The organism is Bacteroides sp. NGMCC 1.200775 (assembly GCF_040798045.1).
GTDB lineage: Bacteria > Bacteroidota > Bacteroidia > Bacteroidales > Bacteroidaceae > Bacteroides > Bacteroides hominis.
On the sequence record NZ_JASCQK010000001.1, the window covers coordinates 1,253,554 to 1,269,722 of the forward strand.

A 16,169-nucleotide genomic window follows, 5' to 3' on the forward strand; every position below is an offset into this window, starting at 1 on the left:
ATTTTTTATAATCTTACACTACTTGGTATATTCACAATTCTTTCTTCCAACCACACAGTATTCTCCAAACCATCCGTCTCACATCCCCGAAACATCTCAAGCCTGTTCATCAATTCCCAAACAGGGCGGGTCATTACGCCATGATCGTTCGTATATTCAAGGAAAGACTGTTGGGCCCGACGGTCTTTCAGAAGTACAGCGTTCAACCAATAGTTAGAACGGCTGTTCGCAGGCTCAACAACAAACTCAACATCAGGAATACGAGAGAAAAACTCACGGTACCGTTCCGCCGTCTCACGTTTATTGGAAACGTACTTGTCAAGATTCTCCATTTGGGCACAACCCAATGCGGCATTGATATTAGGCATACGGTAATTGTAACCGATATGGTCATGAACAAATGCCCAACGGTGCGGAACTTTGGCCTGAGTCGTCAAATGTTTGGCAAACTTGCCCAGCTCTTCGTCCTGGAAAAGCAACATACCCCCACCACCGGTGGTGATCGTTTTATTACCATTAAAACTGATGGCTCCCACTCTTCCGAAAGTACCCGTATGACGGCCTTTATAGAAACTGCCGATACTTTCGGCCGCATCCTCGACAAGTTCTATATGATATTCGTTGCACACTGCCGACAATTCGTCAATCTTCATAGGATGCCCGAACGTATGCATAGGAACACAAGCTTTGATACGGCGTCCCGTCTTCTTATTATAACACTGTCCATTCCTTACTTCCGCATGCGTAGACAACCACCTTTTCACAGCAAGAGGAGAAAGACCCAAAGTATCTCTATCCACATCAAGAAATACAGGATGTGCGCCAATATAACTGATGGCGTTACAGGTAGCGATAAAAGTAAGAGCCTGAGTTAAAACTTCATCATCACGCTCAACACCGACAAGAAGCATACCCATGTGCAATGCATTAGTACCACTCACACAGACAACAGCTCTTTTTGAGCCGGTATAGGAAGCAACCTGCTCCTCAAAGCGATCGACAAACTTGCCCACACTCGAGACAAAAGTAGTATCAATGCATTCTGCAAGGTATTTTTTTTCGTTACCGATAAATAAAGGAGCGTGCAACGGAACAAATTCATCCGTACCAAACAAGTTATGGATGAAAGTAGTTATATTATTATACATACTTGTAAACATTACATTTTCTGATCCAGATTCTTTCCTTTCTCCACGTGTTCGAAATTGGGAAGGAATCTTTTAAGCGCAGTCACGATATCAGACTTATGACAGTCCGGAAGGGCAAAGAGAGATTCCAGGTCATCAAAGAAGGAATCCAATTCAGACAAAGGACGTTTACTGACATCCTCAATCACACCCAAAGAAGAAAAACGTTCTAAATTTAACTTTTCACCGGGCACATAGAATTCTTCGTAGTCCTTTTCACCCGTAGTATCACTTTTAAAATAAACAACAGGGTATATCTTACTGTCATCCGCCATTTCGGCAGCATATCTTCTGGCTTCTTCATCTGTAGCACACTCTTTCTTTTCATAGCCCAGAGTACGGAGGAAACGGTCACAGATAGAAGAAAAAGTGATCATCTTTTCCTCACCCAGCTTTGGAAAGAAAATCTCTCCGTTATTCCCAAGAATACAGGCAAGCATACAGATCTGACCGCTTTCCTCAGGTGAAACGAAATAACGTTTCACGTCATTGGGGGCAGCCAAAGGCTGTTTCTTCATGATACGGTCAATAAAACCGGCCAATAAAGAGCCGTTAGAAAAGGCAACATTGGCAAAGCGGGCAGTAGTGACCTTAAATTTAGAGGAGTAGGCCATTATCATATCTTCCATGATACGTTTACTGGCACCCATTATATTCACAGGATTGGCAGCCTTATCCGTAGAAACACAAAAGAAATGACGGGGAGGAAATTCCGATAACAGATCAAGCAGTTTCTTGGCTTTGATTACATTATTCTCAATCAAGGCCTGTACAGAATATTCGTCTTTCTCACTCCGTACATGCTTGTGTGCCGAAAAATTGGCTACAATATCAAAACCCTGCTCCTTACGGAACATCCGCTCGAAGATGGGATCTGCAAAGTTCAAGGTATAAGTACGATACTCTTCCGGAATATGCAGCCCATAAGTGGAACGCAAATCACGGGTAAGTTCGGCCAATCCATTCTCGTTTAAATCGATCACAACAAGTTTGGAAGGCTTAAAAGGAAGAATGGCTTTTATATAGGAAGAACCGATAGAACCGGCACCGCCAATTACCAATAAACTCTTACCTTCAACCTCCTGGCGAAGACGATCACTGTTTGCTGCAATATCGGGAGCAAACATGCTGGAACGACGAAAAGTGATATTATCGCCAATAAAATTATCTACATTAAGCATATTTTATATTATTCATCAAAAATGCATATAATCAGTCTTCTATCTCGCTACATGGATACCTATTCTCTTCCATTGTCTGCAATGTTTCCATCACTTCCAATTCTTCTTCTGAGAGCGCCCTACTTTTCCAGCCATCCATTATTTGATGTGCTTCTTGTGCCAAATCTTCCTCGAATACCTCGCCATAGCAATATGTCAGCAATTGACATTTTAATAGAGAAGCGGGAAGATGATCTAACACAGCAAAAGAGCGATCTAAAATGCTTTGTATCTTAGATTCTTTGTCGCCATCATTGTAAATGGTAGCATTATAGCCCATTAACAGGGATAGACAAATCGCTGCTTCTTCCTCAAAAGTGGCACCTTTCATAGAGAAAAGGGCTTCGGACAAGCGAAAAACTTCGGTGTTCAGTTGACGGAAATGATCGGTATAGATGGGAGAGCCATCCGTACCAAGATAAAGCAACTCACGGGCAATGTGTTGCAGATTTTGGACTTGATTCATATAATTTTGAAATTACGAATTACGCTGAAAGAATACGAAGGTAACTTTTAGGTACTTTGACGCTGGCAGACAGAACCCCATGAATGCGGATCACCACATAGGTGCGATTGGCAAGGCTGGATAACTCACCTTCGATACCACAAAACTCTCCTTTGACAACCTGTACTTTTGTACCCACGGTAAGAGGAAGGTCGTCAAAAGTTACATTTTCCGGAGCTAAATCCATCACAAACTTAAAGTCCTCCATCTGCTTGTTGGGGACGATGAGCAAAGTATGGGTATAAAGATCCTTCATATAAAATAAAGGAACGTGATCATCCTTCGTGATGGACCAGGCACGCTCTTTGGTAGTCCGGACAAAAATAAGATTCTTGATAACAGGAACTTCTACCCTACGACGACGATATTTCAGTTGGCGAATGACAAATTGTGTAGGAAGAAAGTATTCTATTCCAAGCTTTTCTAAAGCATTACGAATAGCAAACTCCTGATCCTTCTTTGTCCGAGCGGCAAACCAATACTCCTGTTGTTCAGACATTTATTGTTGGAAATTAAAACTCGATAGGTTACTTTCGGGTGCGCTACGCGGTTTGGACGAGACATCTTTTCTCATTCAAACCGTAAGTATTTCCGAAAATATTTATAGTGGTAAAACGGACGAAATTGTTTCAAAAAACGTTCGTCATTTGAAACACCTTTTTTTGACCTTTTTGAAAAATCCCGTTCTTATGAAAAAAATATAGATAAAAACACTATTTTTTATTCATAACTCCTTCATTATCAGTAGTGTGTTTTAGTGAAAAAGAGAAAAAAGCAATTTATTTATAAAAATATTTTGTTGTTATAAAAATGTGCCTTACCTTTGTGTTTATAAACGAACGTTTTTTGAAACAATTCCCCCTATTTTTTCTATAAATTCTACATAACGTATATGTTTGTAGCCCAATAATAGGTATCCCACCCTCCTATCACTTACACACAAGATTTTCTCCTCTTACGCGCACGTAAGCACATCTGCTTTTCAAAAAGATACAATATATTTGCCGGAATTATATAAATTATTCAAGTTTCGGAAGTGTAAACCCTCGTTTATAGTTGACAAAAAAGCAAGTACCCCAGCTTTCACCCGAAAAGTCCATCCGTGAGGCGGAGAAGCGAATTTCAGACTTAACCATCTGAAAAGCAACATCTTTAAAAAGTAAGATTTCTGTTCTCAAAAGCTTTGTTTTAACATAGAGTTAAAGCTTGTTCTTTGGATGCGAATAACAAATTCTTTAAATGCAAAAGACTTGTTATTTGCGCATAAGAATAAGACAGTCTAAAAAAAGAGTTAACAATGTTAATTGAAGGAAGGTATAAGGATGAAGATACCGGTTCAAACGGCATAAATTCACTTCTAAGACTTGGGTGCACTCGGAGCAAATGCGATGAATGTATAACGGAAAGAGATTCACCACAGGGTTTCACAGAGTAAAAATGATGAAGAATAAAACTCAGTGAGACTCTGTGAAACCCTGTGGTAAATCATTCTCCTTTTGCCTTCATCAGTTTTCCGGCTTTGAGGTCAATATAATAAAGCATTCCCCGGGCTATCTCCATACGCCCGATTTCCTTGTCCGGAAATTCGGCTAATAGCCCCAACAAATCGCCCGTCTCGGGGTCATAGCGCTGTATCTTCCCGCTCTTTTGTACTGACATCAGGAGCTCTCCGCCATAGGACAGCAGTCCCAAAGGCTGTATGGCGTCGTACTTAAATACGGCATCGGAAGTGATGTGTGTCTCTTCGCCGAACACAATCTCCATTTTTGAGGGAGTAAACACTTGCAGGCTTTTATTGTACCAGTCGGTGAGGTACATGCGCCCGTTATGCTCCGCCATGCCATGAATGCGGGGCTGATAGTCATATCCGATCCCTTCGGGTACCTTTACCTTTCCGATCCAGGGGACACGAAACGCAGGCTCGGTAACAGCTTCATAAATCCAATAACCGCGAATGGTATTTTTATCACGCACCATCAGCCTATCGCCGCATTCGCGAAGACCGTAACAATGAGTCATGCTGTAAATATCGTCACCCCACTTTCCATCCGAACGCCCGATGGCATTGACGAACTGAAGGGTACGACGGTCGAAAATGTTAATACGGGAGTTGTACATGCCCACAAAAATATAACGGTCCGAAACAGCCATATCTCCTATCTCAGCGTTAAATGTCTCTTTAGTATCTTTCCGCATCCACGAATCGATGCGTCCGATCAGCTCGCCTGTCGTCAAGTTCAACAAAAGAACAGAACGGTCGGCGGCATTATTGTTGGCAACAAATAATGTATCCCCTTTGACCCGTACGGACCGGGGAGTAAAATTGGCCGGAAGCACTCCGGGAATAATCACTTCGCCGGCATCGGTAAACGTGGTATAAACCGGTTCTTCGGGAGAGGTATTGCCTTTATCAGTCGGTTCTTCGTCCTTGGAACAGGATACGCAACAGGCAGCAGACAGCAATAATAACAGATATAAAAATTTTAAATTCATGTTTACTTATTTTTTTGAATTTCATTCACTACAGGGTTTCACAGAGTCTCACAGAGTTTTGTACTCTATATTTTCACTCCGTGAGACTCTGTGATCCTCTGTCGTGAGCTTTTTTAGTCCAACTCGGATATTTCAACAAACATCACTTTTCCCTGTATCAGGCGCGGAGCGTTCGCGTTCCGACCTGAAAGATAGAACATATCGTTATGGAAAAAGAGGCGTCCCGGAGTACCGAATCCCATTCCTCCGGCAAAAGAAGAGTAAGCATCCTTCTCCTCTCCGGTGAGGAGATTCACTCTTACGATACGGTTATTGGCACAGACAACGTACATTTCATCCTGAAAGAATCCCATACTCAACGGCTTGCTTTGCATACGGTAGGAACGGACAAAGCGGACCGGCTCTCCTTTCGTGGTGACGGTGGAGGGATCGATTACGAGGATACGCGAACTTTCATAGTCCGATACGTAAATAAGTTCCTTGTAACGTGCCACGGTCTCGAGGTTAAATCCATTGTTGGAAGTTGTGCTGTCGGTGTTCTGGGCAAACACGGGGACCTTGAAACGATTTTCCGGTGTACAGTCCGAAAGCTGTACCACCTTGATTTTTTGTTTATCACGAATAAACAGTTTGTCACCGGCTACTTCGGCAGACTCGCATTGCAACAACGAGCTTGACTGCCAACCTGTACGCCCGATAGTGGTTACATACGTATAATCGTTCCGGCGAAACATGTCGATCCGGGAAGAGCGGTTCACCACAAAAATATAATCGCTGTTGACGGCTACATCCATCACTTGATTATCGAACTTTTCAGCTTTTCCGTCATACGTCCAACCTGTCAACGAGTAAAGCAATTCGCCGGTGGAGGCACGAACAATCCGGACACCATCCGATCCGTCGGCACGGTTGGCTATAAAAAGGGTATCACCCGAACGGCGCATTCCCACAGGATTATAGTTCTGTGTACCTACACCGATGGCTGCCGCATCCAGCTCTTTCTCAAAAGTCAGTGTAAGGATGGAATCGGTAGTGAAACCGAACCCCGGCATATTGTTTTTATCACATGCGGCAAAAGTGAGCAGCAAAGTCACCACTACCATAAAAATGCTGTATCTTTTCATCATAACTCTATGTCGGGATTATCGGCATCGTTGATACCGGGGTTATAATCATTGTAACTCTTGAATGGATTGATGACATAAGGCAACATCCGGTGTTTCATCATGTAACGATATACTTTCGGCACAATCTCGTCGGGCATCGATCCATAACACAAGCTGCTGGAATGGCCGTAACCCAGACAGTGTCCCAATTCGTGAATCCAGACATGAAGCACCCAATTGCAATCTATCGCTACCCGGTTCTGGTAAAAGAAGCCCGAAAGATATTCCTCACGCAATCCCAGTGCGTTTCCTCCGCCAAGTCCAGCGATTCCGGGTCCGGTGACTACTCCGAACACCAGACTTTGCTTATTCAGAATGGATTTCAACAATCCCTCACGGTCAATCTCCTTCCCTGCATCGTTATGGATGCTGCCTTTATAATTCATCAATGAATCACGAAAAATTCCGGAACTGAACATAACGGCCATATTTACCGCTGAAGTGGCATAATAACGGGCTGCATTGGGCGTCATCACTCCCCAGTTACCACTACCGTATTTTCCCATCTGAATGCGGGTCTTCATCTTGATGGTTTTCAACATATCGAATACAGAATCGTTGCATGTAAGCAACAGTTCGTACTGATCGGGAGAAAGCAAAGCCAGATTGTTGACACGGACAGGCTTGCCGCTTTTGGAGGGATAGACTGCCTCGCCCATCTTCAGCGGAGAATCCAACCGGATGTTGTAAAAGCCCGGAACTTCTTCAAACTGCATCAGATGGATGGTATCACGCAAATGGGGCATCGTAAGCCATACGGAGACTTCTTTGAAATCGTGGGCCATACCATTGAACAGGCGGAGCTTTCCGTCTGTCATCGATACATTAAGCGGTTGGTTCACATAGAAGGCACGATCGGCCGAAACAATGTCATCAACGCTCTCACCATCTTCAAACATCTGTTCTCCCTGATTGAGAAACTCCTCTGCCGAAATTTTAGTCAAGGCAGGCGGTGTGCCAAAGGCATTGAGAATGTCGACGGTATCATCATCCTGGCAAGCAAACAGAGAGAGTGCCAGAAGCGAAATACCTAAAACTTTCTTTTTGTTCATAGTGTAGGGTTTATTTGTTTTTTGAGGGCGCAAAGATAATACAAAAAGGGAAAATGCAAATAAAGGTGTCCAAATACTGTCCGCCAATCGACAGAGAAACCGCATCTCAAATAAAAACAGGCAAATCTTATCCGATCCCAAACGATTCTTTGTAAATTTGCACATACTTATTTATTAGACAAAACATTATGAAAAAACTCTTTTTATGGGCACTGTCAGCCTTGTTAACCTTTCCGGCAGCTGCTCAGGACTTCGTCCCCGAAGCTTCGTTTTACGGCGAAAACTACTGGACTCCCGACACACTGGGTAATCACCGTGCCGTTGTTTCAATGAATACTCCCGCCACCGTAGCGGAAGCTTATATCCCCTGGCGCAGACGCGACGCCAATCCCGAACAGAAAGGGATTATTGTGATAAATGCTTCTACCGGCAAAGTAGTGGACAATGTACTTCCGGTGGAAATCAACCGTGAGTACGGACGTATCCGGTTCGATGCCAGTACAGGTACAGGGAATTACTATGTATACTATCTGCCCTACCATACATCGGGAGGTCCATACCCCAAAGTGAACTATCCGAAGCAACCTGACAGAGCCGACGCACAATGGAAAGCAATCTGCAGTTCCACTCCGGAAACAAAGGTGACCCGGGCCAAACTGGTCAGATTCGAGTCGTTAGGCAGTTTCAACAGCTTCTATCCGATGGAAATCATTGCCACAGCAAAAGAGAAACAGGCATTGGCAGAAGCCAATAGCAATAAACCGTTCCTGCTGCTGCCCGAAGACCGTAAGTTCCCTATCCGTATGTTCGACGATCTCTCGTACCGTCAGGTAACCCAAGGAGCCACCGGCGAATTTTTCGGTGAAGCAGACTTAAACGAATATTATGTATTGCAACTCGGACTATGGGCTTTCAAGAATCCGGTGAACGGGGTCAAAGTAACCTTCACCGACCTGAAAGGTAAAGACGGGATGATTCCGGCATCGGCTATCACTTGTTTCAATACGGAAGGGACCGACTGGATAGGGCGCCCGATGCATCCGGAAGTAAACGTGGGCAAGGGGCGTGTACAGCCGCTTTGGATAGGCATTCAGATGCCGGAACATGCCGGCAGAGGCATTTATAGCGGTAAAGCCATTGTCAGCGATTCATCGGGAGCCTCTCAGGAGGTAAAGATCACGATCAACCTGTCCGACAATGTGCTGGTAGACAAAGGAGACAGTGATTTGTGGCGTTTGTCGCGCCTGCGCTGGCTGAATTCACAATATGCCGTAAACGACCAACTGGTGAAGCCGTTCATTCCGATGACGGTGACAGACAACACAATCAGCGTATTGGGACGAAGCGTCACTGCCGGCGAACTGGGGTTACCGGCTTCCATCCGGAGTTATTTCACCGAAGAGATGACCTCCGTTGGCAAAGAAGCCAAAGACATCCTGGCAAAACCGATGGAGCTCGTCATCCGCCGGAATGGAAAGCAACTGCCCGTCACCATCACTTCACCGTTGAAATTCGGCAAGAAGGATGACGGGATTGTTAGTTGGACAGCTGCCGGGAAGGCCGGATCACTCGATGTGACGGTACATGCCAGCATGGAGTTCGACGGTTTCATGAGTTATCAGATTAAAGTAAAAGCAACCGAAAACACATCGGTAGATGACATAGCTCTGATGACTTCCATGCCGGCAGCGACTGCCAAATATCGTTTGGGAATGGGATATGAAGGTTCTCTGCGTCCTAAAAGCGACCGATGGAAATGGAATGTGGAACGCAATCAGGAAGGTTTCTGGTTCGGCGACGTAAACGGTGGAATGCAATGCCTGTTCCGTGCGGAAAACTACCGCCGCCCGCTGAACACCAATTTCTACAAAATGCAACCGCTGAACATGCCGCCATCCTGGTTCAACGACGGCAAAGGAGGTATCAGCTACCGGGAACAAGGGAAACAAGTGGATATCGAAACCTACAGCGGAAAGCGGACCATGACCAAAGGAGAAGAGCTGAACTTCGACTTCCTGGTGCTGGTGACACCTTTCAAACCGATAGACACCATGAAGCAGTGGACCGATCGCTACTATCACGGTTACCAGCCTGCCGAAAAACTGAAAGAGGGTGATGCGCATGCTTATCAGGCGGTAGACGTAGTAGCCGAAACCGGAGCGAACGTCATCAACCTGCATCACGGCAATGCAGTCAACCCGCATATCAACTATCCGTTCTTCCGTCCGGCCTTCATGAAGCAGTACGTTGACGAATCGCATGCCAAAGGTTACAAAGTGAAAATCTACTACACCGTAAGGGAGCTGAACAATCACGCACCGGAGCTTTTTGCCCTGAAAAGTCTCGGACACGAGATCTTCTCTCCGGGCAAAGGAGGAGGATATGCATGGTTGCAAGAGCATCTGGACGGTGACTACATCGCCGCATGGTTTGTAGATGCCTACAAAGATGCAGCCATCGTGAATACCGGCATTTCACGCTGGCATAATTTTTACGTGGAAGGGCTGAACTGGCTGACAAAGAATGTAGGTATCGACGGTGTATATATCGACGACCTGGCTTTCGACCGCAACACCATGAAACGTATCCGCCGGGTACTGGAAAACAATCGTCCCGACCCGCGCATCGACGTTCATTCCGCCAACCAGTTCAATCCGGCGGACGGGTACATCAACAGCATCTTCCTGTACATGGAACACATGCCTTACCTGGACCGTCTTTGGTTCGGCGAATACTTCAAATACGAAAAATCACCGGAATACTGGCTGACAGATGTTTCGGGTATCCCCTTCGGCATGATGAGCGAAATGTTACAAGACGGTGGCAATCCTTACCGGGGTATGCTATACGGCATGACAGCACGCGAACCGATGGAGTCCGTCCCTTCACAACTCTGGAAGGTATGGGATGCTTTCGGTATCAAGGACAGCCGGATGATGGGGTATTGGGTATCATACAATCCGGTGAAAACAGGACGCAGCGATATTCTGGGCACTTCGTTTGTCAAAGACGGCAAAGTGATGATAGCCATTGCCAGCTGGGCAAAGAAAGACAGTGAGGTGAAACTACAAATTGACTGGGAGAAACTGGGGATAGACCCCGACAAGGCAAAACTGACGGCACCTGCTATCAAAGGTTTCCAGGAAGGATTCACACTGTCAGCCAAAGATAAAATCAAAATACCGAAAGACAAAGGCTATATCTTTATTCTGGAGTAAAGATAGATAAAACCAATGAAGGTGTGTCGAGAATGTCTCCATGCGGAATTGACATTTTCGACACACCTTCATTTAAAATATGATTGACACCTTCAGCAAAGCTCACAAAGCATATCCGAATTTACATTTTCACTTTTTGAGTATCCTCTTTAAATAGTCGACATCCAACAATAAATTCACAGTCTCAAACTTTCCTTTATAGAATACAGCCCAGTTATTGAAAACGCAGGGCAATTCCTTTGCTTTTTGTAACGTATCCACTTGAATGAAAGATACGGGAACGTCATTCATTTCGCAATACTGTTTTATTATTTCAATGTTTTGACAGATATAGGGACATTGCATATCATAGTAAATCGTCAGTTCGTTGCTTTCAATCTCCTGCTTCTTTACATTTTGCGCAAACCGGGGTATTGTTCCGTCAAAAGAAAGCGCAAGCAATTCATATCCGTTATCAGTAGTATCAACAACTTCAAAACCGAACTTCTTCGCAAATGATTGGTCAGAAAGCCAGGATTTTTGTTTTTTTGCTCCCAGCATACAAATACCGGATTTACCCTTTGCTTTGGCATCAGCCAAACAATACTCCATCAATGACTTTGCATACCCTTTTCCTTTGTAACTACCTAAAACCCATAAGCAATATACGTAATAATAGTTATCACCGGTTATGGGGATCCAAGCTGTTTCAAGGGGAGCATATTCGATAAAAACCGTAGCCTTTGCATTCAATTTTCTAAAGACGTGACCTTCATTCAGCCGGTCAGAAAGCCATCGCCGCTTTGCTTCAATACCCTGATGTGGCTTTTTACTGCGGATAATACAACATAAATGCTCACCGGCAAGGTTTTCTGTTGTCAAATTTACAAAATCAGTATCCATACGCACCCTCACTTTAAATTTAGATATTATCAACCAACTAACCGGGATAGTGCCACTTTATGACTATTACTAATAAATCACAAAGCACCAATGTAGTGAATTTAAATGAAGAAACTTCACTGAGGGCTTCCTTCATAAAAAATAATTTTATCACTGTCTTGGTTCTGCATAAACGATATAGCGTGCCGAATCGTCTTCGTCAAGTAATAAAACCGCATTGGCGTTATCTGTAACCCATATAGCGCACGGATAGGCATTCGGATATACCTTTTGCTCGGAAAACAGTTCCTTATATAATCGAAAGATCTTTTGCTTATCCTTTTTATCTTCGTAAGTAGGTTGCGAATAGAATGAACAGAAGTAGTTATAAAGCACATCATAGCTTTGGCTCAGATATTTGTCGCTTGTAACATTAAAGTATGCAACTTCCACTGATGGGACACCAGCATTAAACCGATAAGTAGTCATCAAATCAGGGTTACTGCCGATAACATCAGCATAAGAAGTCCACGCCTGTGAAGTATTAGTCACATCCTTCCAATTAAATCCCAGAAAATCTTTATCATTAATGATAGTAACCGAAAGTATGTCTTGGTAAAGCACCTTGTTATCCTTCCATGCTGTAAGGCAAGTTTCATAATCTCCGGGGAATATAAAGCAGTGCCCCCACTCCATAACCAAATGGCTCTTAACTACTCCTTCTCCACTTTCACGTTCATACAACCGATAGCTGCCTTTCTGTCCATTCACTGTCCAGACTATTGAATCGCATACCTCTGACAGTAATCCCATCGTTATAGATTGCGAACCATCATTTGTTAGATAAAAATCCATACGGTCAAAAACATTTTTCCGATTCCCTTTTTTAAGTGCAAGGTGAGGCATCGGCGCTTTGGTCACTTCCACTTTTATCGTGGCAGTCTCTCCTGTTTCATGATCGGTAACGATAATATTGGTTTCTCCATCCCGCTTACCTGTAATTTTGATATCAGAGGCTTCCGTATTTCCACCCCATGTATAAACAGCATCAGCCACTTCACCATCAGTTATATCCAATGTCGTGTTTTCATGGGCCGTCAGCTTTACAGATTCACTACCGCCCAATATGATTTTGCATGAATTTACAGTCAACTCCAAATGGCAGACAGATTCCGTTTCTTCATTGTTGCAACCAATAAGATTAATTGTGCACAAGAACAACAGTAGTAGTTTTGATAACTTTTTCGTTTTCATTTTTTTATGGTCTTTTTTACCTTTCATGAAAGTACTTGCAAATATAAGAAAAATGCAATACACTCTACTATGTACTGCATTTTTATATGTCTTACGACATATTATACGGAAATATGGAATCCTCATCTGTCGGATATGCTCAAATGGCTTGTATATGGATTTGGAGGATTGTGTCCTATTATCAATTCTGCAACTTGCTCCCTAATATTTTTTGCTGCAATAGTGTGGAAAGAATGAATTTATTGGTTCCCAGATTGGAATCCAACAAAGAAAAATCCCTTGAAAGCACTTGACTTTCAAGGGATTTAAAGTAATGATTGAGGTTCCTGGCGGATTCGAACCGCCGTACACGGTTTTGCAGACCGCTGACTAAGCCACTCATCCAAGGAACCTTGTTTCTCGTTTGCGGTTGCAAAGGTAGTACAAATTTTGAAACTACCAAACTATCCGCAGCAATTTTTCTTTGTCTTTTTTTTCTTAGACGAACACTCTTTCCGCTTCTTATCCATCATATCCTTTAATTCACAGCCACTTGCACAACTTGCACAAGGGTTATCATTTTCTTTCACACGACGGAAAAAAACATAAATACCATAGAGGATGCGGGCTACACACAATATAATCAGTAACCCGACAACCCATTCTTGCCAATTCATAAAAACAATCCTCCTATCTGATAAACGGCAAATGAAACAATCCATGCCAATGCTGTGGTATATCCTGCCGTAAAGATAGCCCACTTCCAACTACCGGACTCTTGCTTGATGGCCACCAACGTGGCAATGCACGGGAAGTAGATCAGCACAAACAGCATATAGCTGAATGCTGCAAGCGGAGTGATCGGAATCCGTTCAGCCAGACTGACCGCATCGGCATCGGCATCATTGGTATAAAGTACACCGAGCGTACTTACTACCAACTCCTTGGCACCCACACCGGAAAGAAGACCGATACTCAGCTTCCAATCGAATCCTAACGGCTCAAGTACAGGCTCCACTGCCTGACCTATCTGCCCGATATAAGAGTTTTCCTGCTGTTCCGCCTGGGTAGGATAAGCATTATGATCCGGATAATAGCCCAAAAACCAAATGATAATGGAAGCAATCATAATGATACCTCCCATCTTTTTGAGGTATTGCGCGCCTTTTTCCCATGTATGCCGGAAGATAGACTTCATAGTCGGCATGCGGTAAGGTGGAAGTTCCATCACGAACGGAGTATCATCTCCCTTCACCAGAAAACGGCTGAACAAACGAGCCATAACAACCGCCAATGCGATTCCGATAACATAAATTCCCAATAAAACCAAACTGCCATTATTAGGAAAGAAAGCACCCACCAATACCAGGTAGATAGGCAGACGGGCACTGCACGACATCAACGGATTGACAAGCATGGTGATCAGACGGCTCTTCCGGTTCTCAATGGTACGTGAAGCCATTATTGCAGGCACATTACACCCGAAACCCATTATCAAAGGAATAAACGACTTACCGTGCAAGCCCATCTTATGCATGATTTTATCCATAATAAATGCGGCACGAGCCATATAACCCGAATCTTCCATCAAGGAAATGCAGAAATACAATATCAGGATGTTGGGCAGAAATACAATCACTCCTCCGACTCCACCAATGATACCATCAATCATCATATCCTTCAGCGGGCCCTCGGACATGTTATCCCGAATCAGGTTACCCATCACCTCGACAAGCCACTCGATACCCATCATCGGGTACTCCCCAATTACAAACGTACCCTCGAACATCAGATACATAAAAAGGAAGAAAATGGGATATCCCCAAATGCGATGGGTCACAATGGAGTCGAGCACCTTCGTTGTCTGTTCCTGCTCCAGATGATTGTCGGTGAAAGTTTCTTTCAACGCTCCACTGATAAAACCATATTTAGCATCTGTCAAAGCAGATTCGCTATCTTCATTCATTGTCTCCTGTATACGCCGGGCCGCTTTATCCCGTTTCTTTTCCACCTCTGCGGCATTGGGCAGAGTATGAATGAAGCGTTCTATTTCAGGATCATTCTCCAGCAATTTGATAGCCAGATAACGGGTAGAATATTTATGGCGGATAAATTCGTTCTTTGAGATTTCTTCTTTCACCGCATCGATAGCCTTCTCCAAATCGGGGCCATGATTGATATGAATATGGCGGAATACTTTGCCCACCGGTTCTTTACCATGGGTATAGTCGGCAGGATGTTCACCGTGATCCTTAAAGTTAGGCAGGGTCTGATGCCAATCCATGATTTCCTTAGCCACTTCCGGATGGATATGCCCTTTTTTATCAATAAAGTCGGCACCTTCGTAGAGATTGATAACGACATGGAAAAGACGGTCTACTCCGATATTTTTCTTGCAAACAGTAGGTACCATCGGAACACCGAACAAATTGCCCAGCAGGCGGTGATCAAGGGTATTACCGCTGGCTTCCAGTTCATCGTACATATTGAGGGCTACTACCATGCGTACATTCATATCGATAAGCTGGGTAGTAAGATAGAGATTACGCTCCAGGTTGGAAGAATCGACCACATTAATGATCACATCCGGCGTTTCATCAATGATGTGGCGGCGGACATAAATTTCTTCGGGAGTATAAGCTGACAGAGAGTAAGTACCGGGCAAGTCGACTATCTTGAAGTGATAACCCTGGAAATCAAAATATCCTTCTTTGGCATCTACGGTCACACCGCTATAATTGCCTACATGTTCGTGGGCTCCTGAAGCCAGATTGAAAAGAGAAGTCTTACCACAGTTCGGATTACCGACCAGCGCCACATTTATCGTACGCCGTTTTCCAAGGGCAACCCGCTTCAAATCTTCCTCTTTTACGTCAATATCTTCAGTCAATCCCTGATGATAAGCAGATTCCTGTGTTTGTAACTTAGCCTCCTGCTCGCTGATGATCTCGATCATATCAGCCTCCTGTCGCCGCAGAGAGATTTCATAACCCATTATTTTGTATTTGATCGGGTCTTTCAGTGGAGCATTAAGCAATACTTCTACGGTTTTTCCCTTGATAAAACCCATCTCCACAATCCGTTTACGGAAGCCGCCGTGTCCCAGCACTTTGACTATGACTCCCTTCTCACCTGTTTTTAATTCGGACAATCGCATAGTGTGTGTACCTCTAATTTTGGCGCAAAGATAATTCATAACTTTGTGGCATGCAAATTATTTAGATTGTTTTTAAA

General features: G+C 44.0%; 12 protein-coding genes, 1 tRNA gene and 1 pseudogene. 2 read left to right on the forward strand and 12 right to left on the reverse strand.

Annotated elements, in window-relative coordinates; translation table 11 throughout:
* Positions 1–5 precede the first annotated feature (5 nt).
* Genes QK890_RS05470 through upaY form a run of 4 tightly spaced genes read right to left on the reverse strand, consistent with a single transcriptional unit; the run spans position 6 to position 3,411 of the window.
* Positions 6–1,148 (reverse strand): LegC family aminotransferase, encoded by a 1,143-nt coding sequence (locus QK890_RS05470; RefSeq protein ID WP_367627237.1) that lies wholly within the window; start codon positions 1,146–1,148, stop codon positions 6–8.
* An 11-nt stretch (positions 1,149–1,159) separates the two neighbouring features.
* Positions 1,160–2,368 carry a UDP-N-acetylglucosamine 4,6-dehydratase gene (locus tag QK890_RS05475; RefSeq protein WP_367627238.1) on the reverse strand — a complete coding sequence of 403 codons (1,209 nt, stop codon included), beginning with the start codon at positions 2,366–2,368 and terminating at the stop codon, positions 1,160–1,162.
* 31 nt (positions 2,369–2,399) lie between these two features.
* Positions 2,400–2,873 (reverse strand): UpxZ family transcription anti-terminator antagonist, encoded by a 474-nt coding sequence (locus tag QK890_RS05480; protein WP_005809592.1) that lies wholly within the window; start codon positions 2,871–2,873, stop codon positions 2,400–2,402.
* A gap of 19 nt (positions 2,874–2,892) precedes the next feature.
* Positions 2,893–3,411, reverse strand: coding sequence for a capsular polysaccharide transcription antiterminator UpaY (upaY, locus tag QK890_RS05485; protein ID WP_005776089.1), 519 nt, complete (start codon positions 3,409–3,411; stop codon positions 2,893–2,895).
* 714 nt (positions 3,412–4,125) lie between these two features.
* Here upaY and QK890_RS05490 point away from each other — a divergent pair.
* Positions 4,126–4,347: pseudogene (locus tag QK890_RS05490) on the forward strand (hypothetical protein).
* Between the two features lie 50 nt (positions 4,348–4,397).
* On the opposite strand, the gene QK890_RS05495 reads toward QK890_RS05490, so the two are convergent.
* The 3 genes from QK890_RS05495 to QK890_RS05505 all read right to left on the reverse strand — a co-directional run bounded on the left by QK890_RS05495 (position 4,398) and on the right by QK890_RS05505 (position 7,623).
* Positions 4,398–5,405: a hypothetical protein gene (locus tag QK890_RS05495; RefSeq protein ID WP_367627239.1), complete on the reverse strand. Its 1,008-nt coding sequence runs from the start codon at positions 5,403–5,405 to the stop codon at positions 4,398–4,400.
* Positions 5,406–5,518: 113 nt separating this feature from the next.
* Entirely contained in the window at positions 5,519–6,532 is a 1,014-nt protein-coding gene (locus QK890_RS05500) for a hypothetical protein (protein ID WP_367627240.1), read from the reverse strand.
* Entirely contained in the window at positions 6,529–7,623 is a 1,095-nt protein-coding gene (locus tag QK890_RS05505) for a hypothetical protein (RefSeq protein WP_005809599.1), read from the reverse strand. Before QK890_RS05505 ends, QK890_RS05500 begins: the two co-directional genes overlap by 4 nt.
* A 188-nt stretch (positions 7,624–7,811) precedes the next feature.
* On the opposite strand from QK890_RS05505, the gene QK890_RS05510 reads away from it, so the two are divergent.
* Positions 7,812–10,841: a glycoside hydrolase domain-containing protein gene (locus tag QK890_RS05510; RefSeq protein ID WP_367627241.1), complete on the forward strand. Its 3,030-nt coding sequence runs from the start codon at positions 7,812–7,814 to the stop codon at positions 10,839–10,841.
* Positions 10,842–10,970: 129 nt separating this feature from the next.
* On the opposite strand, the gene QK890_RS05515 is transcribed toward QK890_RS05510, so the two are convergent.
* The 5 genes from QK890_RS05515 to feoB form a co-directional block, all read right to left on the reverse strand.
* On the reverse strand, positions 10,971–11,723 hold the full coding sequence (locus tag QK890_RS05515; RefSeq protein WP_367627242.1) for a GNAT family N-acetyltransferase: 753 nt from the start codon (positions 11,721–11,723) through the stop codon (positions 10,971–10,973).
* Between the two features lie 150 nt (positions 11,724–11,873).
* Entirely contained in the window at positions 11,874–12,956 is a 1,083-nt protein-coding gene (locus QK890_RS05520) for a pilus assembly protein N-terminal domain-containing protein (protein WP_032541003.1), read from the reverse strand.
* A 320-nt stretch (positions 12,957–13,276) separates the two neighbouring features.
* Positions 13,277–13,348, reverse strand: a tRNA-Cys gene (locus QK890_RS05525).
* Positions 13,349–13,399: 51 nt separating this feature from the next.
* On the reverse strand, positions 13,400–13,612 hold the full coding sequence (locus QK890_RS05530) for a hypothetical protein (RefSeq protein ID WP_005818982.1): 213 nt from the start codon (positions 13,610–13,612) through the stop codon (positions 13,400–13,402).
* Entirely contained in the window at positions 13,609–16,092 is a 2,484-nt protein-coding gene (gene feoB, locus QK890_RS05535; RefSeq protein ID WP_005776077.1) for a ferrous iron transport protein B, read from the reverse strand. Before feoB ends, QK890_RS05530 begins: the two co-directional genes overlap by 4 nt.
* Positions 16,093–16,169 lie beyond the last annotated feature (77 nt).